This window comes from Flavisolibacter nicotianae (assembly GCF_003628535.1).
In the GTDB taxonomy this organism is placed as follows: Bacteria; Bacteroidota; Bacteroidia; order Chitinophagales; family Chitinophagaceae; genus Flavisolibacter; species Flavisolibacter nicotianae.
In genome coordinates this window covers 15,200-41,484 of the sequence record NZ_RBCI01000014.1, presented here as the reverse complement: position 1 = coordinate 41,484, position 26,285 = coordinate 15,200, and the positions used below count along the sequence as shown (strand labels likewise).

The 26,285-nt window shown below is 50.7% G+C and carries 17 protein-coding genes; 6 read left to right on the top strand and 11 right to left on the bottom strand.

What is annotated here, in order from left to right:
• Positions 1 to 13 precede the first annotated feature (13 nt).
• Positions 14 to 568 (top strand): GtrA family protein, encoded by a 555-nt coding sequence (locus D6024_RS22775; protein WP_121357130.1) that lies wholly within the window; start codon positions 14 to 16, stop codon positions 566 to 568.
• Here D6024_RS22775 and D6024_RS22770 read toward each other — a convergent pair.
• On the bottom strand, positions 551 to 1,957 hold the full coding sequence (locus D6024_RS22770; protein WP_162944955.1) for a DUF4403 family protein: 1,407 nt from the start codon (positions 1,955 to 1,957) through the stop codon (positions 551 to 553). The genes D6024_RS22775 and D6024_RS22770 overlap by 18 nt on opposite strands.
• Before the next feature lie 146 nt (positions 1,958 to 2,103).
• Between D6024_RS22770 and D6024_RS22765 the strand changes: the two genes are divergently transcribed.
• A complete protein-coding gene (locus D6024_RS22765; protein WP_121357128.1) occupies positions 2,104 to 3,231 on the top strand; it encodes a M14 family zinc carboxypeptidase in 1,128 nt (375 codons plus the stop codon).
• Position 3,232: 1 nt separating this feature from the next.
• Here the strand turns inward: D6024_RS22765 and D6024_RS22760 are convergent, their stop codons facing one another.
• From D6024_RS22760 to D6024_RS22730, 7 genes are all read right to left on the bottom strand, one after another.
• The gene (locus tag D6024_RS22760; RefSeq protein WP_121357127.1) at positions 3,233 to 3,889 is read right to left on the bottom strand and encodes a YdeI/OmpD-associated family protein; all 657 of its coding nucleotides are present in this window, start codon (positions 3,887 to 3,889) and stop codon (positions 3,233 to 3,235) included.
• 169 nt (positions 3,890 to 4,058) lie between these two features.
• Positions 4,059 to 4,547 carry a hypothetical protein gene (locus D6024_RS22755; RefSeq protein WP_121357126.1) on the bottom strand — a complete coding sequence of 163 codons (489 nt, stop codon included), beginning with the start codon at positions 4,545 to 4,547 and terminating at the stop codon, positions 4,059 to 4,061.
• A gap of 210 nt (positions 4,548 to 4,757) precedes the next feature.
• Positions 4,758 to 5,498 carry a LytR/AlgR family response regulator transcription factor gene (locus D6024_RS22750; protein WP_121357125.1) on the bottom strand — a complete coding sequence of 247 codons (741 nt, stop codon included), beginning with the start codon at positions 5,496 to 5,498 and terminating at the stop codon, positions 4,758 to 4,760.
• A complete protein-coding gene (locus D6024_RS22745; RefSeq protein WP_162944954.1) occupies positions 5,491 to 8,520 on the bottom strand; it encodes a sensor histidine kinase in 3,030 nt (1,009 codons plus the stop codon). The genes D6024_RS22750 and D6024_RS22745 overlap by 8 nt, the downstream gene beginning before the upstream one ends.
• A 209-nt stretch (positions 8,521 to 8,729) precedes the next feature.
• Positions 8,730 to 10,259, bottom strand: a complete 1,530-nt coding sequence (locus D6024_RS22740) for a RagB/SusD family nutrient uptake outer membrane protein (protein WP_121357123.1) — start codon at positions 10,257 to 10,259, stop codon at positions 8,730 to 8,732.
• Positions 10,260 to 10,308: 49 nt separating this feature from the next.
• Complete coding sequence (locus tag D6024_RS22735) at positions 10,309 to 13,272, bottom strand: SusC/RagA family TonB-linked outer membrane protein (protein WP_121357122.1); 2,964 nt, start codon at positions 13,270 to 13,272, stop codon at positions 10,309 to 10,311.
• A gap of 41 nt (positions 13,273 to 13,313) precedes the next feature.
• Positions 13,314 to 15,317 (bottom strand): tetratricopeptide repeat-containing sensor histidine kinase, encoded by a 2,004-nt coding sequence (locus D6024_RS22730; protein WP_162944953.1) that lies wholly within the window; start codon positions 15,315 to 15,317, stop codon positions 13,314 to 13,316.
• A gap of 378 nt (positions 15,318 to 15,695) precedes the next feature.
• Here D6024_RS22730 and D6024_RS22725 point away from each other — a divergent pair, with 378 nt between their 5' ends.
• From D6024_RS22725 to D6024_RS22715, 3 genes are all read left to right on the top strand, one after another.
• A complete protein-coding gene (locus tag D6024_RS22725; RefSeq protein WP_121357120.1) occupies positions 15,696 to 16,775 on the top strand; it encodes an Ldh family oxidoreductase in 1,080 nt (359 codons plus the stop codon).
• 61 nt (positions 16,776 to 16,836) lie between these two features.
• Entirely contained in the window at positions 16,837 to 18,159 is a 1,323-nt protein-coding gene (locus D6024_RS22720) for an aspartate kinase (protein WP_121357119.1), read from the top strand.
• Between the two features lie 25 nt (positions 18,160 to 18,184).
• Positions 18,185 to 18,997 carry a hypothetical protein gene (locus tag D6024_RS22715; protein ID WP_162944952.1) on the top strand — a complete coding sequence of 271 codons (813 nt, stop codon included), beginning with the start codon at positions 18,185 to 18,187 and terminating at the stop codon, positions 18,995 to 18,997.
• A gap of 89 nt (positions 18,998 to 19,086) precedes the next feature.
• Here the strand turns inward: D6024_RS22715 and queA are convergent, their stop codons facing one another.
• Positions 19,087 to 20,136, bottom strand: a complete 1,050-nt coding sequence (queA, locus tag D6024_RS22710; RefSeq protein ID WP_121357298.1) for a tRNA preQ1(34) S-adenosylmethionine ribosyltransferase-isomerase QueA — start codon at positions 20,134 to 20,136, stop codon at positions 19,087 to 19,089.
• Between the two features lie 231 nt (positions 20,137 to 20,367).
• Here queA and D6024_RS22705 point away from each other — a divergent pair, with 231 nt between their 5' ends.
• A complete protein-coding gene (locus D6024_RS22705; RefSeq protein WP_121357117.1) occupies positions 20,368 to 24,093 on the top strand; it encodes a TraB/GumN family protein in 3,726 nt (1,241 codons plus the stop codon).
• Positions 24,094 to 24,099: 6 nt separating this feature from the next.
• Here D6024_RS22705 and D6024_RS22700 read toward each other — a convergent pair whose 3' ends face one another.
• Both D6024_RS22700 and D6024_RS22695 read right to left on the bottom strand, forming a co-directional pair.
• Positions 24,100 to 25,800, bottom strand: coding sequence for an ABC transporter ATP-binding protein (locus D6024_RS22700; RefSeq protein WP_121357116.1), 1,701 nt, complete (start codon positions 25,798 to 25,800; stop codon positions 24,100 to 24,102).
• 2 nt (positions 25,801 to 25,802) lie between these two features.
• Positions 25,803 to 26,183, bottom strand: a complete 381-nt coding sequence (locus D6024_RS22695) for a hypothetical protein (RefSeq protein WP_162944951.1) — start codon at positions 26,181 to 26,183, stop codon at positions 25,803 to 25,805.
• Positions 26,184 to 26,285 lie beyond the last annotated feature (102 nt).

Sequence of the window (26,285 nt, the reverse complement as noted above, 5' to 3'; positions counted from 1 at the left end):
AAATTCGCTCCTTATGCGAAAGGTGCACAACAAGGTCAGGGAAACCATTTTTGCCATGCTGGATATTTTTTATCCGCTGTTCAAACGGTTTATGCCCTTGCAAACCTATCACTACGCAGCCTGCGGCGGCAGCAACACGCTGTTCAACATTTTCCTGTACCACATGTTTTACAATTACGTGTTGCACAAAGACGTGTTACACCTGGGAACGCTGGCTTTCAAACCGCACGTAGCGGCTTTTATCATGGCGTTTTTCATCACCTTTCCCATCGGCTTTTACCTTAGCATGTACGTTGTTTTCCAGGGCTCTTACCTGCGCCGCCGCATCCAATTGGTGCGTTATTTTATGGTGGCCATGGCCTGCGTGGGACTGAACTATATTCTCCTAAAATTCTTTATCGAAACATTGGGCTGGAACGAGCACCCGACCCTTTCCCTGATGGCAACGGCGGTGATCGTGGTTCTGTTTAGTTATTTTTCGCAGCGCTTCTTTTCCTTCCGAACAGGCAATGCCGCAAAGACGGCGCTCGCCCAGGAGCGGCTGGAGCCCTCAACGATTGAAGTTTAAATTGATTTCGGAAACCTGCACACGCAGGTCGCCGGCACAGGCGGTTTTGATCAGCAGGTGCTGGGGCAGCGCTTCCGCACTTACCAGGTGCAAATCCTTTACAGTACCCGACCCTTTTATTCCCTTTGCCCACTCGCGGTTGAGATAGCCATTCAGGCTTTTTTGCGCCGATGCGAAATAGGTACCGAGCGGGATGCTGGCCGCTTTTTTCAATTCTGATTCAATCTTCCCGTTGAACAGCCATTTCGCCGTCTTGAGCAAAAGATTTTTTGTTTGCAGGTCGTAGTCCAGGTTTTGAACCTCGATGGTTTGCGTGGCGGCGTTATAGGTGGGCCTGCCGTTGAAAAATGCACTGCCGTTGAACGAGCCCGAGAAGTCCAGCTTGATCAGCAGGTTGCCTTCGCTGTTGCCGGCCAGGGTTACGTTGTCTACCACGATATGCCGGGCAAACAATCCCTCGGAAAGATCGAATCGTTTACCGGCCATGTAGCCATTCACCACGCGACTCAGCGAGTCGTACTGCAGGGCCGCTTCCAGAAAGATCGAAAAGCCGCCGGGGCTGTTGGCGGCGGTCAGATCCGGCAGAGGCGTACTTGCGGGAGCAGCTTTTATAAAACTAACCACAGGCGAAGCCGTGATGCCGATGCTCATGTTCAGAAGGTCGTTGCTGGCGGAAAGGTTTTGCATGCGGATGTTTTTTGGGTTGAGGCGAAAGGTACCGATACCGGGAATGGTATAGGCATCATTCAGCAGGTTCCAGGCCTGCTGCAGATACGGCTTCAAATTAATCACGCTGAACGAATCCTCCATTGCTTTTTTGGACGCATCCAGTTCTTTCTTCAGTCCGTCGAGAACGTCTTTGGTTACATCCTGTCCCCAGAAGCACACCTCGCATTTGTCCTGGGCCACGGGTTCTTTGCGGACGATCTTTGTTTGCAGTACATAATTCGGCTGCAGGTTGAACGTGCTGGTAAACCCGATGGCAACCTTGCGTTCGCCTTCGGCAAAGCCACAGTTGCAGGAAGGCGTCCAGGGTGAAAGCACCGTACCGCCACCGGTGCAAAACCGGGTGGATCCGCTGATCTGGTAAAAGCCGGTAAAGGACAGGTCCAGTGTAGTGCCTTTCACGCTCATGCGCAGCGGCGACCGGCGAAAGCGGTATTTGTACCGTGTGGCGCAATCGGCCTGCACCCAGTCTTCGGGATAATTGGGCGATGTGAAAACCGTGTCCACATTCCGCTCGGCCAGAGCATAAAAGGGTTTCAGGTTGATCTGGATCGGGATATCGATCTGCGACAGCGGCAAAGCTTCCGGATGGTTTGTTTGTGCAAAGACAGCCGTCTCGGCAAACAGAATAAGTACAAAAAAGAATGTTTTTTGAATCAGCATGTCCTGGTCATTCTGCCGGTATAACGTCGGCAAACAGGAAAGCAATATAAGCCCCGGCGTTAAACTTTTTACAGCGGCCCCGGGGCCGATGAGGCATCCGCGACAAACCGGCTTAATTTTTTAGCTTTAACTGTCCAAAGCCGCGTATGAAAAGCATTTTCCTTTTTGTCCTGCTTTTCCATTCATTCTGTGTCACGCTGGCGCAGGAACCGGAACTGGTTTATCTCTATGGCACCAGGCTGGCCGGCGACACACAGGAGACCACGGTGGTTTCCGGACCTTCAGGTAAACCGACGGTGAGTATCGTGGAACTGGTGCAGTCCGGCAGGCCGCAAAAAGCCGTGCTTTTGTACACCGCGAAGAAAAAGCCGGTGGAACTTTTTTTCTTCCCGGGGTTGAGCGGGAAAAAAGCTCTCGTCATTGGCGGCATGCATGGCTCCGAATTGTCTTCCATCGAACTGGCCACAACACTTATCAGCCAGCTCTCCGAAGACCGCAGGCCTTATTACAGTGTCATCATCATTCCCTCCCTCTTTCCCGATAACGCCGAGGCGGCCCTGCTGGACAAAACGGACCGGGTGAAGAAAAACACGGGACGACAGACATCCGGTCGAACAGCCGATCCGAATCGCCAGATGCCTTTGCCCGGAATGCCGTTTTTACAGGAAAAAAGCGTGGATGCATTCCATCGCAAAATTGAAAACGAAAACAGGGCACTCTTGCAACTCCTTCAAACCTGGCAACCCCACCGTGTGCTCAGCCTTCACAGCATCCGCGACGAAAGCAAAGCCGGTGTGTTTGCCGATCCGCGGACAGATTGCAGGGGAAATGCACAGGGTTTTGGGACGGACAGGGAACTGGCCCTGCTGATGGCAGAGCACATCCGGGTTTTTGGCGGCGATTGCCCCGGCAACCGGCTGGATGCAAACCCCACTGCTCTTTATCATCTCGATCCGCCCGCAGCAGCGAAAGGCAAAAAACAGGTGCGCAGTTTTCAGCAGGCCGACGGTGAACCGGCGACCCGCGGCGTTACGCTGGGTACCTGGTGCAGTACCGCTGTCTGTGCCGAAAACGTCTCGCTGAGCCGTCCTGCCATTCGCACGTTCACCCTGGAGTTTCCCGGTTATCAGCGAACGCAGGAATACAAAACAGCCGCAGAGAGGGAAAGGGCAATCACCAGCATGGAAGCTTATGCATCGGCAGTGCGCCACTATTTTTTGCGTTCGTATTTCGTGGAGGCTTCGGCCGGCGACGAGGTTGTCGCCGAAAACTGACCTACCGGTTAGACGGGTTCTTCCAGCCTTTGGCAAGGCGTTCAACGGATTCCCTCACCCGTGTTTTTCTTGTTTCTTCCCGTTTGGCCGACACGATCCATTCCACGTATTCTTTTTTGTTGGTAAAGGAAAGCGTATCAAAAAATGCGTTTTCTTTCGCAGCGTTTTTCAGTGCATGCGAAAAGTCATCGGGCAGCAATACCTGTTTTTTTGCGGTATCGATATAATGCCGGATGGGACGTTCCTTTGGGGCCGCTTCTTTCTTCCGGTCACCGGCTGTTTGCAAGCGCAGGGCAAAAGCCGACCAGGTTTCGTTGAATGAAATTAAACCTAACCACTGCAGGTCCTGATGTTTTCCAAGGTTGTCCCAGCCTTTGTCTCTTGTGAGATCGGTTTGAATTTTCGAAGAGCCTTTGGGATAATAAATCCAGCAGGTTACATCATCTTTCAGCAGGGCGATGACCTGTTCCACTTCTTCATCCAATTGTGCTTTGTCTTTGACAAACCAGTGGATTTGATTGCAGGTTTTTGATTTATCCGAAATTTTGACATCCTCGGGCAAATCGCTGATCTCAGTCTTGAAATCTTTTGGTGCATTGATGGTGAGCAATGTATAACCTTCTTTGATCTTCAATTTTTTTGCATTGGAGTGCGGCATAATTGGTTGTTTGGCGCTTGGAAAATAAGAAGGTTTTTCTTTTAGGAACCATTTTGCAAAAAGCCTTACCACCGATAGAATTGACGCTAAAGCATGTGTGAATATGAAAGAAAAACGCTCCCGGGAAAAGGAGCGTTGTTGCAGTTGTTATGCGACAGAATGAGTAAGCTTATCCCTTCTTATGATCTTCATAAACTTCCATTTCTTCGCCCGAGATGCGTAGAACTTTCCAGGTAGCTCCTTCATCGATGGTCACCAGGTACGCAGTGCCAAGTTCTGTTGTAACTTCCTTCACCAATCCAATGGAAATGCAGCTACCCAGGTTGTGGATCTGCCGGAGAACGCGATCAGGTAGGTAGGCTTCGGTCAGGTAGCGAATCTGGTCGATCACCTTGCCCTTTTTGTTCAGCCAGGCATTGCAGTGGATGCCGTCCTGAGAAGAGAAATTGACAAAGTATCCAGTCTTGAGCTTTGCCCATGCATCATCAGTTGCATTGGGATACGCGTGCCGGAACTCTCCCTGCACCATCAGCGGTATGTTGGCTTTCGCATAATGTTCAGTGGAAGGTTCGGTCAAAACGGTTGGCCTGAACTGGCCCCATGAAGCAAAGAACGCGGTAGACAGAACAATTGCCAGCAGGAAGAAGTGCTTTTTCATATAACAAAGTTTTTATGGTGAATGTTTTCAATTGCAATTGAAAGCTACTACGTCAAAAGGCGCATCGTTAACGGCGGTGAGTGAATGGTCAAAGACGGTGAGTAATTAACGGGCTTTGCAAGCTGCTTGCGGGTTTGACCGATGACAGGAAAAATCAGGGATGAATGAAGAGGAGCAGGACCTAAGAAAATTCTGTTGAAGGTTGAATGTTCAGAAGCGTTTTAATAGTTCTTCTTTCCGGCTTCGCGAAACGTTCACCGTGCTGCCATCGCTCATCACAAGGTAGCCACCCTCGCCGCGAATGTATTTGGTAACTTCATTCAGGTTGACAAGATAGGAGTGGTGCACCCGGATGAAAAAGGGAAAGTCGCGAAGCTGTTCCTCCATTTCTTTCAGGGTGCGGCAGGCAGTGATCTTGCTTTTGTTCTTAAGGAAAAGATGAGTGTAGTTGTCATCTGCCTCGCAACGGATGACCTCATCGGCCGGGATCAATTCAAAGCCTTCTACCGTCGGCACTGCAATCTTGTTGAACTGGTGGTCTTTGTTTTGAATTTGCTTCAGCAGCATCTGGAATTGCTCGGCTATTGGTAAATGACGCTGTTCCCGCACTTTTTTGATGGCGCCGGTCAGCTCGTTGGGATCAACGGGCTTGAGCAAATAATCCAGCGCACTGAAACGGATGGCTTTGATAGCATATTGATCATAACTGGTGGTGAAGATGATGGCAAACGGAATTTCGGTAAACTGTTCCAGCAGTTCAAAGCCGTTCATGCCGGGCATTTCGATGTCGAGAAAAATTAAATCGGGTTTACTTTTTTTGATGGCTTGCAAACCTTCGTTACCGGAGCGGCACCGGGCTATAATTTGCACATCAGGGCAATATTCATGCAGTAATATACTGAGGGTATCCAGGCAATGCGCTTCATCATCAATTAAAATCGCTTTAATCATATTGAACCGGTATTTGTAGTGTGACTTCCGTTCCACCGGCACGTCCATCAGGGAGTGCAAGGTCGGTGATGCGAACATAGAATCCGGGCTGTTTTTTCTGCCTGAGCATGGCAATGCGATCCGCTGTAATGCGCATGCCCATGGATTTGTGGCTGGAGGCGGATTTGCTTTTTAGCTCGGCGGCTTTTTGTCTCCCAACACCATCGTCGGTGATCGTGCAATACAAGGTATCATCGTGCTGCACAATCCCGATCTGCAAATGACCTTTTTCTTCTTTGTGCATCAGCCCATGCCAGATGGCGTTTTCTACATAGGGTTGAATGATAAGCGGTGGGACCATTACTGTCGAAGAATCAATATCATCCTGAACGGTAATGACATAATCAAAATGGTGATCAAACCGTATAGACTCCAATTCCAAATAGAGTTGTAAAGCCTCCAATTCGCTTTCCAATGGGATCAATGGTGCCTGGGAGTTTTGCAGGATTAAACGTACCAAACGGGAAAACTTCGTCAGGTATTCCGAAGCTTTCAGTTTGTTGTTTTGCAAGATAAAATGGTTAATTGAGTTAAGAGAGTTGAAAATGAAATGCGGGTTCATCTGAGCCCGTAAGGCTTGCATTTCCAGTTCGGTTTTTTGTTGCTGTAGTTCGGCCAGTTGTTTTTCTTTTTTGGTACGTTCCAGTTGCATACGGAATTTCTGGTGAAGACGCCAGCGGATCAGGCTATAGAAGATGAGAGCCAGGCAGAGAACGGCTAATCCGCGGAACCACCAGGTACCCCACCAGGGTGGTTGGATGGTAATCCACAAAATCTTCTCCGGTCCATTGAATTCATCCACAGCGTTGGAAGCCTGCATCACCAGCCGGTATCGTCCCGGCTGCAAACCGTCCAGATTGATGGTAAACGGGTTGGTACCGTATTGCCAGGTTTTGTTGACGTTTTCTAATTGGTAGCGTAGGCGGCTATTCCCTTCCGAATAATAATCGATGATGCCGGTTTCGATGTTGAGATTATTTTCATTGTGCTTTAAAGACAGTTCCTCCACATAGTTGGCGCCAGTCGAATGCAAAGCGGGTTTTTGATTGATATTAATCGCCTTCAGATAGACGAAGGAGGGTGGATAGATGTCCGCGAATTCAGCTGGACGAATTTGAATGAATCCTTCCTGGGAGCCAAAATACAGGTTGCCATAAACATCCTTTAGATGTGCATGCTCCCAATAAAATTTTTGTTTTGGCATGCCATCTCTCTCCGATAAAGAAAGAAACTTGCCGTTTCTTGTGTTGAGCTTCGAAATCTGATTTTGACCATTTACAAACCAGATATTGCCGTCATTATCTGCCAGCAAGGAAGAAACAAGCACACCGGGAAATCCCTCGGAGTAACGACGAAGGAGATGGAGGTCCTTGTCCAGGTGGAGGATGTCTCTTGGCTCTCCTACCCAAAAAGATTGATCTTCTTTGTTAAAAAAAATAACGGACCATCGTATGGAGTCCAGAGGGCTTGGGCTGAGTATCCACTTTCCCGATTTTTTGATAAAAGTGAGGTTATGGGCGGCATTCGGTGTGTTCAGAAAAATGAAATGATCTCCCAGGGGAACCATCTGGATAATCGCCTGGGAAAATGAAAGCATCGGTTCTGCCAGTAAACTTTCTTTTTCAACACGAAAAATACCGATGCCCTGCATCAGGAAGATAAATCCGTTATGAAACGGCAACGCTCTTTCCGCTTCCATGTCGCCCAAATTCACTCGATGGTTCCAGGCCGTATCATTCACTTGAATGAGCCTGCACTTCCTGGATGCCACATCCATTTCAAACAAGGCGTCCGGGGGCCAGGCTTTTAACCAGGTTGTTTGAAGGGAGGAATCCATTGCCAAAGGCATAATGTTCTTTCCTTTAAAGCCGGGCAAATCTTTCTCTCTTAGCAACTGGAATGAACCTGTGACCGGATCAAAAATGTCGATGCCATTCCACGTGCCGATCCATAACTTTTTATGGGGACCCTGAACAATGGTAGCAACATGGTTATCGCTGAGTGCAAACGGCTTTGCCGGATCAGCCGTGAAATGTGTAACAGCAGGCCGGATTGGATTTAATTGATAGAATGCTTTTCCGCCACCCACGACCCAAATGAGTCCGTCACGGTCAAAATAAGCAGGAGAGAGGGCATTGGAAACAGTTGCCTGGACGTTATCGATCCGGGGTTGTGTGATCGAACGGTTTGCCGGATCATAAATGAGAATTCCCCTGGGTACAGTTCCTGTCCAAACCCTGCCTTTCAAATCAAGGCCAATGCGATCGGTGGCATAATAAGCGCCTTCATGCGGCTGTGGCTTTGTATTCACAATTGGATCGAATTCTTCGATGGAAACGAATCTCCTGTCGTTGAGGCTAAACTGAACGAGTCCATCGGATGTGTTTAACCAGATCAACCTTCTTTTGGAGTCAAAACACATGGCTTGTGAGGTATGAACGTAGCCTGGGAACTTTAACTTTCTGCGGCAGGGGAAAGTGTATGGGGTTTGTTTCCCGGTAGCCAATGAAACCTGCAGCAATCCGGCTTTAGCCAGCATCCAAACCTCATGGGTCCTTTCATCCAAAATGGAACAAGCTGGCCTGAGCAGCTGAAAGTCCCAGTCGTTCTGGAAATGCGCAACAACAGTTCTTCTTTTAAACGAGTGTATATCATAGGCCGAAATCCTTGCTTTCATTTCGATACAAAACACTTCATTGCGGGTAGCCCAGAAGGGTATCGTATAAGGGGCGGCTATGGTGGTATCAACATAGGCCGAGAAATTGGAAAAGGTATCTGCTTTGCTGTCGTAGCGGGCTAACTCTTTATTAGTTCCGATCCAGATATTGTGCAGGCTGTCTTCGACAAGGGAGAGGATGACACCTCCGCTGAGTGTTCTGTTATTGTTTTTATCCCCGAAGTAATTTTTGAAATGACTGCCGTCAAACCGGTTCAGACCGAAGGCAGAACCTACCCACAAAAACTTATTGCCATCTTTCAGCATACAATGGACGATGCCAAGCGAAAGCCCCTGCTCTACATCCCAGGGGATGGCCCGGTATTGTTCTTGCGCGGATACACAAACCCAAAACAAAAAACTAGTGGCGATGATGTAAACACTCTTTTTGGGCAGCATATGGTAAAATTTTCGCTCCAACAAAAGCATGGGAGCCATTTTGCGTTTTCACATCTTACGTTTCACCTTTCACGGATTCAATAGCCCGGATTTTGCACCAGGCAGGGATTTTTCGCCAATTCGGGTTCAGGGATCGGGAACATGGTTCGATAGTTTTCCGACACGCCCTTTTCCGGGGTTCTTGCATCCGTAAAGTGGCCAAAGCGGATCAGGTCCGTGCGGCGGTGTCCCTCCCAGGAAAGCTCTCTTTCCCGTTCCGCCTGCAAGCCGTCGAGATTCATTTCGCCGGCGGAAAAGTCCGGCATTCCTGCACGGCTCCGGATGGAAACACCGCCAATCTTTTGGTTAATGGTGGTGAGAGCAGCGGCAACATCGCCGTTCCGGAATTGCGCTTCGGCTTTCATCAGGATAATGTCCGCAAGCCGGTAAATAGCAAAATCATTGCTCATATTCCCAAAGCCCTGTTTGTTGAATTCCCATTTGGCACAGCGTGCACCCGCACCTTCTGCCTGTGGAAAGGGGATTCTGAACGTGGTGATGACCGGGTCAAAAATGAGCGGATGGCCCAACCTGTCGTATTGCAAATGCGCCGGGTCCTCTACCTGGTTGATGTATTGCTGGCCAACCAGGAACATTTTCCGTCTTCTGTCCCGGGAGTCAAACTGTTGATAGATGGCTGCCGGGCTGCATAAGCCATTCACGCCTCCGGCTTCGAGCCCGAAACTGGCATTGCTTACATAGTTCAGGGTAAAAAGCTGGATGCCGAAAAAATCAAGGCCTTTTTCGCGGTCGAACGGAATCACGAAAATGTTTTCTTTGGAGCTTTCATTCGCAATGGAAAAATTGGCAAAGAAATCCGTCTCCAACAGGTAATGCTTACTGTTCAGGATCGCATCACAGGCGGCAATACAATCTGCCCAACGCGGTCTCCCGGTATACACCATCGCATTCAAATACAGCTTGGCCAGCATGGCATACGCAAACCATTGTGTGGCCCGGCCATAGGTGTACGAATTTACCTCAGTGGTTAGCTGGGGCAGGTTGTCTTTGATCTCTTTTTCGACAAAGGCAAATACGTCGGCACGGGGTGTGTTTTTGAGACAGGAAACATCGGCATTTTCATATACAATGGGCACATTGCCAAACAGGTCGAGTGCCTGCAGGTAGTAAAAAGCCCGTATGATCTTCAATTCGGCTTGTATAGAAGTGAAAGTGGCAGGTTTCGGATTCAATGCTTCCACAGTTTTTAAGATCGTATTCACCCGGGCAATGGCACTGTAAAGGAATTGCCATCCGTTTTCAACCGGGGAACTGCCGGGTGTCCAGGTATGCATCCATAGATCTCTCCAGATGCCGTTGTCAGCCCAGTCGCCGCCACGGGTAGGAACAATGATTTCATCCGAGGATATTTCCAGCAAGGCGTACATGCCATCGGGAGCCATGATATCTCTTAGTTTGGTGTATGCAGGAGCAACACCTGCCGCTACCTGTTCCGGCGTTTGCCAAAAACGGGTCACTTTATCGTATACGTTCGTCTCCAGTTTGGTGCAGGAGTGGAGCAGGATAAAAAGGCCGATGGCCGATGGTATTTGAATGATTTTTTTCATGTGTCATTCTTTTTGTTTCCAGGAATATGTCACAAGGCCGGAAGTCCCATCAGAACGCCATGTTCACACCGAGCAGGAAACCTTTTGTTTTCGGGTAATACTGGTTGTCGATATAGCGTTGTGCGCCTTCGGTCCTTATTTCTGGGTCAATGCCTTTGTACTTCGTCAGGAGGAGCAGGTTGGATGCGGTAACATAGAGCCGTAAAATCGCAAGGTCTTTTGTCCCTTTGAAACGGTAACCTGCCGTTACATTGTCAAGCCGCACAAAGGATCCGTCTTTGACCCAGTACGAGGAAGGTTGCGGTTGATCGGCAAAACCGTTGGTGAGTGCATCAACACCCACATTCCTGGCCGGCAGAAAGACGGAGGTGCCTAAATTCAACAAGGAATTGGCAAATATTTTCTGCCCTTGTACGCCTCTGAGGAAAAATGAAAGATCAAAACGCTTGTAGGTAAGGTTCGTTGTAAAACCCCAGGAAAATCTAGGCGTCGGATCAATAAAAACCCGGTCCTTATCGGTATAAAACATCGAAGTGCCGGACAGCTTTCCGTTCCCATCATAGTTGTTATACAGTGCATGTCCGTCAGCATCCAAACCGGCAAATTGCGGCAACCAAAAAACACCGGCAGGATAACCGGGCTTTAATTCGGAAACATAGGTGCCGCTGAAACCAGCTCCTTCCGCATAACCGTAGTGACGGTTAGTAATCGAAAGAGAAGTTCCGTTGAACTGGCCGGAAAGATTCGTGATCCTGTTCTTGAGCGTACCGATATTGAAGTGAAGATCCCATTTCCAGTTTTTAGTAAGGAGTGGCGTTGCATCTAGGGTAACTTCGGTGCCTTTATTAGTTGCAGTTGCGGCATTGGCCGAGACTTTATCCGATAAAAAAGGGGGCTGCGGAAGATCATACAGAAACAGCATGTCGCTGGTCTTATCGTGAAATACGTCAATGGTGCCATGAAGGCGATCGTTGAAGAGGGTGAAGTCGGCGCCTATGTTCAGCGATCTTCTGACTTCCCATTTCAGGTCCGGATTCGGCTCCTGAACCACCGCATAGCTTTGAAGCACCTGCCCGTTATACAGGTAAGGGCCGGTGGGACCATAAAGCTGCTGGTAGGCATAAGGAGGCAAATTTTCCTGGTTGCCGGTAAATCCATAACTCACACGCAATTTCAAATCATTCAGCCATTTGCTGTTTTTGAGAAAACCGGCACGGTCAAGCCGCCAGGCAAAAGCAAAAGAAGGAAAGTTACCCCACCGGTTGTTGCTGCCAAATTTGGAAGAGCCGTCTCGCCGGAAGTTGGCTGTAAAAATGATGCGGTTGTCATACGTATAAACCAGCCGGCCTAAAAACGAAATCAGTTTCACTTCATTCTTATACGAAGAAAGATCGCCGGTTTGTACATTGGTCGCCGTTCCCAGGTTGTTATTCAGGAGTTGCGGAACTAAGAAACCTCTTGCTGTTACACCAAAACCATCATTGATAAATCGATTGTATTCGTACACACCGGTGATCTCTGCGGTTTGTTTTCGAAAGCTTTTCTGGTAGTGAACATGAATGTCGCCGGAGAAGTTTTGTTTGTTGTTGTTGAATTTGGAGGCTTCTGCTTTGTCATTTCTTTCCCTCACACCAGGATAGAAATAGTCGTGAACGGTGTTGGCTCTTGAAAGCGCCCCCAATATTCCTGCATTCAGTCCTTTTAGAAGCGTATAATCTGCTTTGACGGAGGTCTGGAAAAAATTTTCCCGCTGTTTCCTGTCAATCTCCTTCAACAGGAAAAGAGGGTTTAAATAGCTGTTGTTGGCAATATTGAAATAAGAGCCGTCAGGGTTGTAAGACGGCCATACGGGAAGATAGCCTGAGGCAACGTCAAAGGTAAAACTGCCACCGGTGCGTGTCAGACCGGTGGACCACTGGTCGAAAAGCAGAGTGCGATTGGTAACAGATGCATTGATGTTGTAGTCGACTGCCAGTTTTTCATTCAGGCTTTTTTGGTGAATGTTCAAACGGCCGGTCATCACTTCCTTCCCGGTATTGATGATCACTCCCTCCTGATTGATATATCCCATCGAGCCGCGATAATTCATGGCGTCTGTGCCGCCCCGAATACTGATGGTGTGACTGTGTGAAAAAGCCCGTTGAGAGATAGCGCTTTGCCAGTCCATGTCAGCACCCTGATCAAGGCTGGCACCGCCGAGTGCAGCCGTAGCGGCTCTCCATTGCGAGGCATTTAATACCTGAAACCGGCGGGAAATTTGTTCGACCCCGCACCATCCGTCGTAGGCCACAACCGGTTTGGCAATCCGGCTGGTTTTTGTTGTGATCAGCAATACACCGTTCGCTCCCCTGGAGCCGTAAATGGCGGCGGAAGAAGCATCCTTTAAAACTGTGAACGATTCCACGTCGGCCGGATTGAGCGTGGAAATGGCTTTATAGAAATCATCGATAGCCATACCGTCAATGACAACCAGCGGGGGTTGCCCTTCCAGAGAAGTGGCGCCACGGATGCGAACAGTGAGTTCGCCATTTGGATCGCCTCCCGGCTTAGTGATCAACAGGCCGGCGATCTTGCCCTGCACCAGTTGAAGCGGGTCGGTAACGTTGCCTTTATTGAAATCGCCGGCAGTTATTTTCGCGACGGCACCTGTTAGGTCTCTCTTCTGACTTGTTCCATACCCGATGATCACCACGTCTTCCAGGCTTTTGCTGTTGAATGGCAAACTGATGTTGAGAAAGACCTGGTCAAGTAGTTTGACCATTGCCTTTTCTCTTCCAACCGTTGAAAAAATCAAGACGTCGCCCTTTTTGGCAAGAATGGAAAAGCTGCCATCTGCCGCACTGGACGTGGCAACTGGTGTGCCCTGGATCGCGATGGTAACACCTGCCAGCGGTAGGCCTTCCGCGCCGCGGACGATTCCGGAAATTTTTGGCTGGGCAATGACCACGATGCCCGTGAACAACAGCATCGTTAACGGGAGCAATCCTTTGCATGGTGCGTACTTCTTTTTCATAACCGTTGTTTGCGATTATCAAAAGGGCGTACGTTTTTCATTTATAGGGTTGCCGGAATGCGTAGCCATACTTCCGTGCCGCCGGGGCTGCCGTCGGGCAACACTAGGTCGTGGATGATGAAAAAAGGTTTCTGTAGACTGTTTTGCTGCAGCATGGCGATGCGGTCAGTGGTTATGCGCATGCCCATTGCCTTGTGCGTAGCCGCTGATTTGCTTTTGAACTCCGCCGCTTTTTTTCGGCCGATACCATCGTCGGTGATTTGGAAACACAGCTGATCTTCCTTTTCAAACACGGCAATTTCCAAATGGCCCCTTTCTTCTTTGTGCATCAACCCATGCCAGATGGCGTTTTCCACAAAAGGCTGAATGGTCAGCGGCGGAACGCTGAGGGCCGAAACGTCGAGATCATCGTCAACCTTTATTGTATAAACAAAATGGTGATCAAAACGAAGTGCTTCCAGTTCCAAATAAAGCCGCAGGGCTTCCAGTTCGCTTTCCAGTGGAATGAGCGCCGATTGCGAGTTTTGCAGGATCAACCGCGTTAGTCTTGAGAATTTCGTAAGGTATTCGGAAGCTTCCTGCCGGTTGTTTTGCAGGATGAACCGGTTGATGGAATTCAGCGAATTGAAGATGAAGTGCGGGTTCATCTGGGCACGAAGGGCCTGCATTTCGAGTTCTGTGGCTCGCTGCTGGAGTTCGGCCTTCGTTCGCTCTGCTTCCAGTTTTTCGAGCTGAAGTTGGCTTTCGGCAAGCTTTCGGCGATTGATTTCATTTTTTCGTTTCAACAGAATGTTCCGCAAAACGATAATGCCAAGCAGCAGGAGTCCTGCTATGCCGAAAAGAAGCAATTTCTTTTGCAGGGAAGCTTGTGCGATTTGCTGTTGCTGCAACTGCCTTTCATTCGCCAGGTTTTCGATTCGATGTTCGTAATCATAAGCAGCCATTTTACCCCTGGTTTGATCGTTCATTACCGCGTCTTTTAAGGTGATATAATTCCGGTAATAGAAATAGGCACTATCCTTTTGCTGCAAGCGGTCGTAAACCGTGGAAAGAATTTTATAACCGTCACGGATCAGGGGCTTTGCTTTTGTTTGCAAAGCCATTGCTAATCCTTGTCTCGCATAAGCAATGGCAGAATCATTCCTGTGTAATGCGTCATAGGTTTTGGCAAGATCAAGAAATGCCCGGTTCGTTTGCCGGCGGTCGTTCAGTTGCTGGTGAAGCAGAAGGGCTTTCCGGAAATAAGGCAGGGCGGTACTGTATTGTTTTAAATACAGGTAGTATTCACCTTTGCTGAGTAGAAAAAAGCGCAGGTCTTTTTGCGCTGCTCCGGCTGAATCAAATTTGTTGTAATAATAAAGGGCTGAGTCGGCCTGGCCTGCCTGGGTCAGCAATTCGGCATATTCCATCTGATTCCAGCAGGAGATAGGATCACCCAGACTTTCCACGAAAAGCTTCCGCCAGAAGGGCAGTGCTGTGGCATATTCTTCCAACAGCCGGTACATCAGGCCCAGTACCCATAACTCGTGAAAGGAATAATAGTTGTTATTGCCGGACGCACGATCCATCTGGATCAATTTCTGTTGTGTTTCCAGGAGCTTCACATATTCGCCGCGCTCCCGGTAGATATCGGTCATCGTTTCAAGATTGAACCCTACCCAGTCGCTGTCGCTGGTGATTTGCGCCCATTTCAGGAAAAGATTCAGGTTCGTCAGGGCTTCGTCGTAAAGGCTTTGATCGGTTTGTGCACGGCCCAGGATCTGGTAAGCGAGGGTGATTTCTTTTTTGTTAGCGGTGCGGCTAAACCAACTGATCGCTTCCCGGGCCAGTTTTTCTGCCTGGAGCAAGTCGTTTTGATAACAAACAGCGAACCCTGATTTGCGCAGGCACGCTACCGCCAGCCCATGGTTGTAATTGATTTTTTGGGCTTCTTCAGCAGCCTTGTCTGCGTAGTAGAAGATGGAATCTTTTTTGGGTGTACCAAAGTATTGCTGGCTAAGCTCCAGTAAACAATCAATTCTTGCGATGCCCTTCAATCGCTTCAAACGATTTTTTAAGCTGTCTTCCTTTTCGGTTTGGGCGGGGCAGTTGAAGGATAGAAAAAAGATGGCTGCAAAGAAAAATGCGCAGAAGCTCTTAGACTGGCGGTGGCAAACGAAACTCCACATAATGAAAAGTTTCAATATTAAGTTACAACATCTGTTAGCATTTCTCCGGTTTTCGAAACTATTTCTTTTGCAGGGACATTCTTACAGCCGATGGGTAGTTGGATGTTTACAGAAGTACCTGGCGGTTTTAAACGGGTCGTTGGTAGCGAAAACAAATGCAATTAGGAATAGACAGCCAGGCGAAGGGGCGACCTGGAATGATGGCCTTAAACCCCAACTGCCAAACCTAAAACACACTTTTTCGTTTCTTTGCGCATGTCTACAGTATTTTCTTTTCAACAGCTTTTCGATTTTACAAAATCCGTCTTCCTGAAAATCGGCTGTCCCGAAGAGGATGCCACCCTGGCCACCAACGTTTTACTTTCAGCCGATATACGTGGTGTGGACTCCCACGGCATTGCCCGCCTGAGCGGCTATGTGCGTTTGTGGGAAGCAAAGCGTGTCAATGCAACACCTGTAATAAAAATTCTTCACGAAACACCGTCTACCGCAACGGTCGACGGCGACAGCGGTCTTGGTCTGGTAGTGGCACCCAAAGCCATGCAGATCGCCATCGACAAGGCCAATAATGTAGGTACGGGATGGGTGAGTGTTCAAAACAGCAATCATTTTGGAATCGCCGGCTACCACGCCATGATGGCCCTCGAGCACGACATGATCGGCATTTGCATGACCAATGCAAGCCCCCTGGTTTCACCCACATTTTCGGTGGAGAGGCTGCTGGGCACCAACCCGATTTGTGTTTCGATCCCGGCAGGCGAAGAGCCGCCCTTTGTTGCCGACCTGGCCACCACCACGGCAGCCAACGGCAAGCTGGAGATCCTGCAGCGTAAAAATGCAGAAGCGCCCTTGGGCTGGATACAGGACAAGGACGGCCATCCCTCAACGAATCCCCATGAACTGAAAAACGGCGGTGCCCTGCTTCCGCTTGGCGGCGACCGTGAACACGGCAGCCACAAAGGCTATGCATTGGGTGCCGTGGTGGATATTTTTTCGGCCGTTTTGAGCGGCGCCAATTACGGTCCCTGGGTGCCGCCCTTCCCGGCCTATGTGCCCATGCCGACCGGCATGCCCGGCAAAGGCATCGGCCATTTTTTTGGCGCCATGCGGGTGGATGCCTTCCGTCCTGCATCGGAGTTCAGGGAGCACATGGACAACTGGATCCGTCGTTTCCGTTCGGCCAAAACAGCCGGTGGCTTTGAAAAAGTGCTCATCCCCGGCGACCCGGAACGGGAAATGGAAGCGGAGCGGAAACACGCTGGCATCCCGGTCCTGCAGGCCGTGGTCGACGATTTAAAAACGCTGGGAGAAAAGTTTGACCTGCCCCTGGTATGACGATCGATTAAAAAATCCCGCGGTTATCTTTACGCCTCATTAAAAAACCAGCTCTCCGAAAATGAAAGTCATGAAATTTGGCGGCACCTCTGTGGGAAAGCCGCACCGGATGCACGAAGTTGCCAACCTGATTACAAAAGACAACGAAGACAAGATCGTCGTGCTGAGTGCCGTTTCCGGTACCACCAACAGCCTTGTGGAAATCGGTAATTTTCTTTCTGCCAACAACAAAGCCGAAGCCAAAACAAAGATCGACGCACTGGAAGCGCAATACAGGTCTTTTATCAAAGAACTGGTGGCCACACCGGAAGCGCTGCAAAAGGCGGAAGACGTATTGAAAGAACATTTTGAATTTCTCAACATCATTCTCCGCATTTCCTATAACGAAGCCCTCAACAAGGACATCCTTGCACAGGGCGAACTGCTGTCCACGAAACTGTTCAGCATTTACCTCGGCGAAAAAGGCATCGACCATGCCTTGCTGCCGGCGCTCGACTTTATGAGCATCGATGCGAACGACGAACCCCAGGTGGAAGCGATCCGCGAAAAGATCAAAACCGCGCTGGCGCAACACCCCGGTAAAAAACTTTTCATCACGCAGGGCTATATCTGCCGCAATGCAAAAGGAGAGGTGGACAACCTCAAACGCGGTGGCAGCGACTACAGCGCCTCGCTGATCGCGGCCGCTATCAAAGCATCTGTTTGCGAGATCTGGACCGATATCAGCGGCATGCACAACAACGACCCCCGCGTGGTCAACAAAACCATTCCCATCGAGCAATTGAGCTTTGACGAAGCAGCGGAACTGGCCTACTTCGGCGCGAAGATCCTGCACCCCGCATCCATCTGGCCCGCCCAGCAATACAACATTCCCGTCAAGCTTCTCAACACCATGGAGCCCGAAGCAAAAGGGACGATCATCGTGGAAAAAGCGGCGTCCGTGGGTGTGAAAGCGGTGGCAGCCAAAGACAGCATCACCGCCGTCAACATCAGGAGCAGCCGCATGCTGCTGGCCTACGGTTTCCTGCGCCGCGTGTTCGAGATTTTCGAAAAATACCGCACGCCCATCGACATGATCACCACCTCCGAAGTGGCCGTGTCGGTAACGATCGACAACGACGCTTCGCTTACGGAAATCGTGCGGGAATTGGAAAGCTTTAGCACGGTCGGTGTCGACAAAGGACAAACCATCATTTGCATTGTGGGCAACGAGATCGCCGCGCATCCCGACACGCTGAAAAAAGTGTTTGAAAGCCTGCAGAACGTGGATGTGCGCATGGTGTCCTATGGCGGCAGTGCCCACAACATTTCCCTGCTGGTCGACTCGGCACAAAAAACCGACGTGCTGAAAGGGCTGAATTCCGGCTTGTTTGGCTTAAATTAGCCGCACAACCAATCTGCCCATGCAAATGGAAAATCTGACTGCACCAGCCGTACCTGGAAACGACATCGTTACAAACGCCGAATTTGTTGCTGAAACAGAACTGACCGAAAAACAGCCTTCCGTACTGGGGACTGTTTTTCGGTCCATTTTTATCGAAGGTCCAAAGGATTTTATTGGGGGGATCTTCGGCTTTTTTCGCCGCTACTTTCGTCACTACGGCGAGTCGTTCCGGTTCTTTAAACGGCCCTCGCTCAAGGTAGCACCGTTCGAAAAAAACGATTTCAAGGAAAACGCGATGCAATCCTTCGAACTGGCCCTGATCTTTACGGCCGCGCTGATCTTTATGATCAAGCAAAGCTGGATCCCGGTGAACAACGACCTGCAGGAGAAATATGGCAACGATATCTTCCAGCTGTTTTTCGAGCTGATCATCTTCGTCATTTTTGCCCTCGCTTATTTTGCACAGATTCTTCTGTCCGTGCTGGCAGGCAGGTTGCTCCGGTTCCTGTTTAGCGTACCGGTAACCAGGCGGGAATCCGATGTGCTGTTTTGTTACCTGAACAACGCCTTTTTTAGCATCGCCGCCCTGCTGGCCTTTGTCTTCCGCTGCGGGATGCAATACGACCAGATCCAGGGCACGTCAACGGAAAGCGGCATCATGACCTTTTGTTTTTTGACCAGCTTTTGCCTGGTAACCTGGTGGTCGGTCAATTTTGCCCGTCTCAACCGGTTGTCGGTTGTCCGCAAGCTGTTCTTCTATATTTTTTCCATCCTGCTGTTCACACTGTTGTATGGCCTGGGCACGAGTGCCATCTGCCTCTTTATCATCGGGGCATAAAAAAACGTCCTGCTTTTGACAGGACGTTTTTTTTATTTCCGGGAAAAATATCTCGATATCTCAATATCTCAATATCCCAATATCCGCACTTAAATCACCAGCAGCGCATCACCGTAGCTGAAGAAACGGTATTTATCCTTGATGGCTTTTTTGTACGCTTCCATCGTCAGCTCGTAGCCGGCAAAGGCGCAGGTCATAATGAGCAAACTGGTTTTGGGAAGATGGAAATTCGTAACCAGCGAATCGGCAATGTTGAAATCGTAGGGCGGGTGGATAAAGATATTCGTCCAGCCTTCCGTCGGTTTCAGATATCCCTGTGCCGTTACCGAGCTTTCCAGGGCACGCATGGTCGTGGTGCCGATCGAGCAGATGCGGCGGCTGCCTTCCTTGGCCTTGTTGACCACTTTGGATGCAGCTTCTTCGATGCGGTAATATTCCGCGTCCATTTTATGCTTGCTCAGGTCTTCCACTTCGATGGGGCGGAACGTACCAAGCCCGGTATGCAGGGTGACTTCCGCAAATCGAATCCCTTTGATCTCGCAACGCTTGATCAGTTCGCGGCTGAAGTGCAAACCGGCCGTCGGTGCAGCCACGGCACCTTCGTGCTTGGCATAGACCGTCTGGTAGCGTTCGCGGTCCTCTTCGTCGGGCTTGCGCTTAATGTATTTGGGAAGCGGCGTTTCTCCGTATTTGTCCAGCACTTGGCGAAACTCGTCGTCGGTGCCTTCAAACAGGAATTTGATGGTGCGGCCACGGCTGGTGGTGTTGTCGATCACTTCGGCCACCAGTTCTTCGGTGTCGCCGAAATAAAGCTTGTTGCCCACGCGGATCTTTCTTGCGGGATCAACAATCACATCCCAGAGGCGGTGTTCTTTGTTCAGTTCGCGGAGCAGGAACACTTCGATCTTGGCGCCGGTTTTTTCTTTGCGGCCATACATGCGGGCCGAGAATACCCGGGTGTTGTTCACCACGAAAACATCCTTGTCGTCGAAGTAGTCGAGGATGTCGCGGAAATGGCGGTTCTCCATTTCTCCGGTCTTGCGGTTCACGACCATCATGCGGGCATCTTCACGTTTTTTAGCAGGATGTTGGGCAATGAGATTGAGCGGTAAGTCAAACTTGAATTGTGAAAGCTTCATGGGCTTAAGTTCAAAAATTTTAGGCCAACTGACACAAACCAGCGTGCGAAGGAGAGGGGTTTCTTCCAATCCCGGTCTTACGGCACCGAGGTTGGTCATTTAGCATATAAAGGCCGCAAAAGTAGGGGATTTCAACGTGCGGTCGATATTTTTTTCCGCAGGCCACATTTTACCCCCTTCCTTTGTCTTACCTTCAGGGTCCTCATTCTATCCATTCAATCGCTTCGTTTCATGAAATGCCTGCTTTGTGCCTGTGCCGTTTTCCTAGGATTGACGCCGTCTTTTTCCCAAACAAAAATCAAAGCGGAGAAATACCCCAGCCTTCTGTGGGAGATCTCCGGCAAGGGACAAAAACCGTCCTACCTCTTTGGTACCATGCACGTGAGCAGCAAGATGGTCTTCCACCTTTCCGATTCGTTTTATTACGCCATCCGACATGCAGATGTGGTAGCTCTTGAAACCAATCCCGGAACCTGGCAGGAAAATTTTTCCCGTTACGACCTCGAAGGCGAAGGACTGAACGCGATGATGGGCCGCTACCGCAGTGCAGCAGGCGGCGAAACCACGCCCCGCGATTATCTCACGATCAATTCCCTCAAACTGGCATCATTTGAAAAAGCGGTGGAAGCGGCGCTGTACAGCAGCCCTTCCCTGTTGAACAGTTTTCTTTACCGGAGCAACTCCGAATCGTCCGGCGATTTTGAAGAAGATACCTATCTCGACCTGCACATTTTTCAGACCGGCCGCAAACTGGGTAAAAAGGTCTGTGGTGTGGAGGATTTCGATGGAAGCATGCAGCTCGTCAAAGAAGCCTATGCCGACGCGGCCAAAGAGAAAAAAAAGAGCCGCAGCTACGATTACGACGACAACTTTTCCTATGCACGCATGGAAGAAGCTTACCGCACCGGTAACCTCGACCTGCTCGATACCATCAACAAGGTCAATAGCCAGTCGGCCGCTTTCGACGAGAAGTTCCTGTATCGCCGCAACGAGATCCAGGCGGCCTCCATCGACTCCATCCTCCGGTCGGGAACACCGCTGTTTGTTGGTGTGGGAGCGGCCCACCTGCCGGGTAGCCGCGGCGTGATCGAACTGCTGCGAAAGAAAGGCTACCTCCTGCGGCCCATCCGGATGCAGGAGCAGGACAGCCGTCACAAGGAAAGCCTCGAAAGCCTGAAAGTGCCGGTGCAGTTTTCCCGGCAAACGGCAGAAGATGGTTTTTATTCGGTGGCGGTGCCGGGTAAGCTTTTCAGTTTTGGCCGCGGCAGCAGCGGCTTCGATATGAAACAGCACGCCGACATGGTCAACGGCAGTTACTATCTCGTGACGCGGGTGATGACCAACGCCGCCATCATGGGCCAGTCGGAAGCAGACGTGCTGCGCAAATTGGACAGTGTGCTTTACGAAAATATTCCCGGCAAAATTTTATCGAAACGGCCGGTGGTGAAAAACGGCTATCGCGGGTTCGACATTCTGAACCGCACCCGTCGCGGCGATGTTCAGCGCTACAACATTTTTATCACGCCCTTTGAACTGCTGGTGTTCAAAATGAGCGGCAACGGCAACTATGTCAGCCGCGGCACCGAAGCCGAACGGTTTTTCGGTTCTATCCAGCTCAACGAGACAAAAACCGCCTGGAAAAAATGGCAACCGGCTTCGGGTGGATTTGAAGTCGACATGCCACAGGCACCACTGGTCTATAAGGGAGGCGACTGGCTCTGTGCGGGCTATGATGCGGAGTCCAAAACCGCCGTCGAGGTCATTCGCACCGACATTCACAACCACGATTTTTTGGAAGAAGATTCGTTCGACCTGGACCTGATGGAAGAAAGCTTTGCCGCCTCGGAAAACATCGGCAGGAATCTTTCGCGGCAACGGATCAGCGTAAACGGCTACCCGGCACTGGAAGCCAGATACCGTTGCAAAGACAGCACCGTCACGGTGGCCCGGTTCCTTATCCAGGGGCCGCACTACTACACGCTGGTCAGCAATGCAAAAAAGGAAAACCGGCTGATGCAACGGTTTTTCAACTCCTTTGCCATCCGGCCTTTTGTATACGGCGAATCGAAACTGGAACACGACACACTTTTGCGTTTTTCGGTGAAGACTCCCGTTTTGCTGGAAAAGAAAAACAAGCTCCGGATGTATCCCGAAGAAGCCTACTTCGGAAGCAGCGACGATGACGACAGCCTCGTCGACAACGGAACCTATAACAGCCTCCTCGTGGCAGGCGACTCCACGGGGGAGAAGATTGCCGTTTCGCTGTACAAGCCCTCGGCCTACGTGTCCCGGCCGGAGAAAAAAGACCGGCAGGATTCGGCCGCCTTCCGGAAACAGTGGGTGATGCGCTGGCAAAAAAGAGACACCCTGTCCGGCGGGATGGTGGTGTACGAATACGAATTGGGCGGTCGCAACAGCAGCCGCATGCTGAAAGGAAAAATCTTTGCCCGTGGCGGCAGCGGTTACCGCCTGCAAACGGAACTGGACACCCTGTCTGCCCGCAGTTCGTTTATCGCAGATTTTTTCCGGACCTTTCAACCGGAAGACTTGCTGCAGGATGCGGACCTGAAAAAGAAAAAGAGCGGTTTCTTCTTTTCGCAGTTGTTTAGCCCCGACAGTTCGCTGCACAAAAAAGCCATCAAAAATATCAGTTCGGTGGTCTTCGACTCCACCGATTTCCCCGCACTCCGGCAAGGCATCCGCAACCTTTCATGGAAGGAAAAAAATTACCTCGATGTAAAAAAGGATTTTATCAACGGCCTATCCGGCATTGCCATCAAAGACGCGTCGGATTTTTTGAAAGAGGTCTATGTCGCCGCTGGTGATACGTTGGAACTGCAATACGCTGCGCTGGACGCCCTGCTGGCGCAGAAAACGGCCTATTCCTTTGCAACCTTTGCCCAACTGGTACAGGGCGACCCGCCGGTTCTCGGCACCAACCGGAATAGCAGCAGCGATCCCGGTGACAATTTTTTCTTTGATCGCTTGTCCGATAGTCTTTCCCTGTCCGCAGGTATTATCAAAGACCTGCTGCCCCTGCTCAATCTCGACGACTACGAGCAACCGGTGCTGCGCCTCATGGGGCTTCTGGTGGACAGTAACCTCCTGGCACCGCAGGCTTACGCTTCCTACCTGCCGCGGTTTTTGCTCGAAGCAAAACAGGCACTGAAAAAGCAGGCCATCCAGGAAAAAACCAGGGCCATTGAAAAAGCCCGGCAGGATGAAAAAGAGGGCGACAGCGACGACGATTCCCGGCCGCAGCTGGATCCCGGCAACCCCGAACTGGTTCGCTATGCCGCGCTGCTCCTCCCGTTTTGGGATGCCGAGCCGCAGGTGGCCACCATGCTTGGCCAGTTGGGCAAAAGCAATGACGTGCAGTTGCGGTTTGAAATCGCGATGCTGTTGCTTCGCAACAACAGGCCCGTGCCCGGTTCTGTGCTCAACGAATTTGCTGCCCTCGATCAATACCGCTATTTGCTGCTGGAAGCCTTGCAGGAGCTGGACAAGCCCGCTTTGTTCCCGGCTAGATATAAAAATCAGTTGGACCTTTCCCGCAGCCTCTTATTGAACCTGGAAGCATACAATCGTCCGGACACACTGGTCTTCCTCACCAAAAAACATATCTGTGCCAGTGAGCAGGAAGGAGAGGTGTACGTGTTCAAATACAAGGAAAAAAAGAGCGAGAATGCCTGGAAACTGGCAACCGTTGGACTCCTGCCTTCCGACAGCACGCAGTTCACATTTTCGAGTGTCGTGGAAGCAGGAGAGAAGGACATTGATTATGGGTTCACCCAACTCACCGGTACAAAGCTGGCTGTGGGGACATCCGAAGAAGAGCAGGTTCAAAAGCTGCTGAAAAAGCGATTGTACAGCCGGCGAAAAAGCGCGGCAAAATTTTACGAAGAAGACGAGTCTTCAGGAGAGGGCATCGCTTTTCGGGAGCGAACCGACCGGTAGTGCTGTTTACGAAACCTGGATTTTCGGCACAGCATCAATCAGCGTTTGGGTATAGGCCTGTTGGGGATGGTTGTACACCTCTTCCGCGTTCCCGCTTTCCACGATTTTGCCGGCCCGCATCACCAGGATACTGTCGCACATATACCGCACAACCGACAGGTCGTGCGAAATAAACAGCAGGCTCAGACCGAGGTCCCTTTTTAAATCGTTCAGCAGGTTCAGCACCTGCGCCTGTATGCTGACATCCAGCGCCGATACCGATTCATCACAAACCACGAAACCCGGATCGAGGGCCAGTGCCCTGGCGATCACGATGCGCTGCCGCTGTCCGCCGGAGAATTCGTGGGGATACCGGTTCATCATCGCCTCCGACAGGTTCACCCGTTCCAGCAGGGCAGCCACTTTTTTCCTTCGCTCCCGCAGCGAGGGTTCGATGCCGGCCACCAGCATGGGTTCGGCAATGGCATCGCCGATGGTCAGGCGCGGATTGAGAGAAGAATAGGGATCCTGGAAGATCAGCTGCACCTCTTTCCGCAGTTCTTTTACCGCCGGTTTCGAAAGGCGGGTGATATCCTGGCCGTTGTAAACGATTTGGCCCGATGTCGGTTCGATGAGCCGGAGCAGGGTGCGCCCAAGCGTTGTTTTCCCGCAGCCCGATTCTCCCACCAGTCCCAGTGTTTCGTTTTTAAAGAGAGAAAAACACACATCGTCTACCGCTGTGAAAAATCCCTTTGGCTTGCCAAACAGGTTGGTCTTTCCGGGAAATTTCACCGAAAGGTTTTCCACCCGGAGCAGGCTTTCCCTTTCCCCTCTTGCCGGGGCAGCGGCCGGCTTTGGCAGGGCCGGGCCGGGCTTTTCTTTCTCCAGGTAGTCGCTCACCGTTGGCAGCCGTTCTCCTTTGGAATGCAGGGCCGGCCGGCACTGGATCAGGGCCTGGGTGTAGGGATGTTTGGCCCCACGGAAAATGTCCTGTACTGCACCTTCCTCCACGATGGCGCCTTTGTAAAGGATGGCCACGCGGTCGGCAATTTCTGCAACCACGCCCAGGTCGTGCGTGATGAAAATGACCCCCATGTTCTGTTCCTGCTGCAACTGGCGGATCAGCTCCAGCACGGTTTTTTGCACCGTCACATCCAGTGCGGTAGTGGGCTCGTCGCAGATCAGCAGCGACGGTTCGCAACACATGGCCATGGCAATCATCACCCGTTGTTTCTGGCCGCCGCTCAATTGGTGAGGATAACGGTCAAACAGCCGTTCCGGCTCGGGGAGCTTTACCTTTTCAAACCAGTCGATGGTTCGTCGCCGGGCTTCGGCGCCGGAAATTTTTTTGTGCACAAGCAGGGCTTCCTTTACCTGCTGGCCGCAGGTCATGACGGGGTTTAACGAGGTCATGGGCTCCTGGAAGATCATGGCGATCTTGTGGCCGCGGATGGTGCGGATGGCCTGTGGCGAAAGCTGCAGGAGGTCAACCGGTTCGTTGTTTGCCTCGCTGAACAGGATACGGCCGGCCGCATACCGCGCCGGCGGCTGGGGCAGAAGCTGCAGGATGGAAAGAGACGTGACGGACTTGCCCGAGCCGCTTTCACCCACCAGCGCAACGATCTCCCCTCTTTCAACAGCAAAGGAAACAGAATCAACGGCGCGGTTGGTTCGGCCTTCCGACACAAAATCAATGCACAGGTTTTCGATCCGGAGAAGTGGCTCCATGGTTAGCGGCAGGGTTTGTCAAGCACCCGGATGGCAAGCGCTTTGGCGGGTTTGGGATAATAAGCCTGGCACACCATGCAGTTTTGAACTGTTGTACCAGGTGTAAAATAAAATTCCTGTCCTTCGCGGATCGAATCGGGGAAGCTGCAGGGATTTGCCAGTGCAAACACCTTACGGTAGGTTTTCTTCGTGTTCTCGTCCGTCCAGGAGTTTTCAACCTGCGAAGAATCGATGGCGCCTTCCAAAACCGAGATCGTGTAATTGCCGCAGATGGCTTTGATCTCCAGTCGCCCCTTGTAACAGTGGGCAGGAAGACTTTCCCGGTTGCATTTCTGCTGAACCAGCGCCACTGCGGCCAGGATGCTGATGAAGAGTACTTTCATAAAAAAATAGTCACGGCAAGGCAGAATGCCAATGCCCATCTGTCAGATGAATAACGCAATAACAAATAACGAATATCCAATATCAAATATCCAATATCCAAT

What these genes read in the sequence shown, in the direction of transcription:
- D6024_RS22775 (WP_121357130.1), top strand. Translation starts at nt 14, where the DNA reads ATGCGAAAGGTGCACAACAAGGTCAGGGAAACCATTTTTGCCATGCTG.
- D6024_RS22770 (WP_162944955.1), bottom strand. Translation starts at nt 1,957, where the DNA reads ATGCTGATTCAAAAAACATTCTTTTTTGTACTTATTCTGTTTGCCGAG.
- D6024_RS22765 (WP_121357128.1), top strand. Translation starts at nt 2,104, where the DNA reads ATGAAAAGCATTTTCCTTTTTGTCCTGCTTTTCCATTCATTCTGTGTC.
- D6024_RS22760 (WP_121357127.1), bottom strand. Translation starts at nt 3,889, where the DNA reads ATGCCGCACTCCAATGCAAAAAAATTGAAGATCAAAGAAGGTTATACA.
- D6024_RS22755 (WP_121357126.1), bottom strand. Translation starts at nt 4,547, where the DNA reads ATGAAAAAGCACTTCTTCCTGCTGGCAATTGTTCTGTCTACCGCGTTC.
- D6024_RS22750 (WP_121357125.1), bottom strand. Translation starts at nt 5,498, where the DNA reads ATGATTAAAGCGATTTTAATTGATGATGAAGCGCATTGCCTGGATACC.
- D6024_RS22745 (WP_162944954.1), bottom strand. Translation starts at nt 8,520, where the DNA reads ATGCTGAAAGATGGCAATAAGTTTTTGTGGGTAGGTTCTGCCTTCGGT.
- D6024_RS22740 (WP_121357123.1), bottom strand. Translation starts at nt 10,259, where the DNA reads ATGAAAAAAATCATTCAAATACCATCGGCCATCGGCCTTTTTATCCTG.
- D6024_RS22735 (WP_121357122.1), bottom strand. Translation starts at nt 13,272, where the DNA reads ATGAAAAAGAAGTACGCACCATGCAAAGGATTGCTCCCGTTAACGATG.
- D6024_RS22725 (WP_121357120.1), top strand. Translation starts at nt 15,696, where the DNA reads ATGTCTACAGTATTTTCTTTTCAACAGCTTTTCGATTTTACAAAATCC.
- D6024_RS22720 (WP_121357119.1), top strand. Translation starts at nt 16,837, where the DNA reads ATGAAAGTCATGAAATTTGGCGGCACCTCTGTGGGAAAGCCGCACCGG.
- D6024_RS22715 (WP_162944952.1), top strand. Translation starts at nt 18,185, where the DNA reads ATGGAAAATCTGACTGCACCAGCCGTACCTGGAAACGACATCGTTACA.
- queA (WP_121357298.1), bottom strand. Translation starts at nt 20,136, where the DNA reads ATGAAGCTTTCACAATTCAAGTTTGACTTACCGCTCAATCTCATTGCC.
- D6024_RS22705 (WP_121357117.1), top strand. Translation starts at nt 20,368, where the DNA reads ATGAAATGCCTGCTTTGTGCCTGTGCCGTTTTCCTAGGATTGACGCCG.
- D6024_RS22700 (WP_121357116.1), bottom strand. Translation starts at nt 25,800, where the DNA reads ATGGAGCCACTTCTCCGGATCGAAAACCTGTGCATTGATTTTGTGTCG.
- D6024_RS22695 (WP_162944951.1), bottom strand. Translation starts at nt 26,183, where the DNA reads ATGAAAGTACTCTTCATCAGCATCCTGGCCGCAGTGGCGCTGGTTCAG.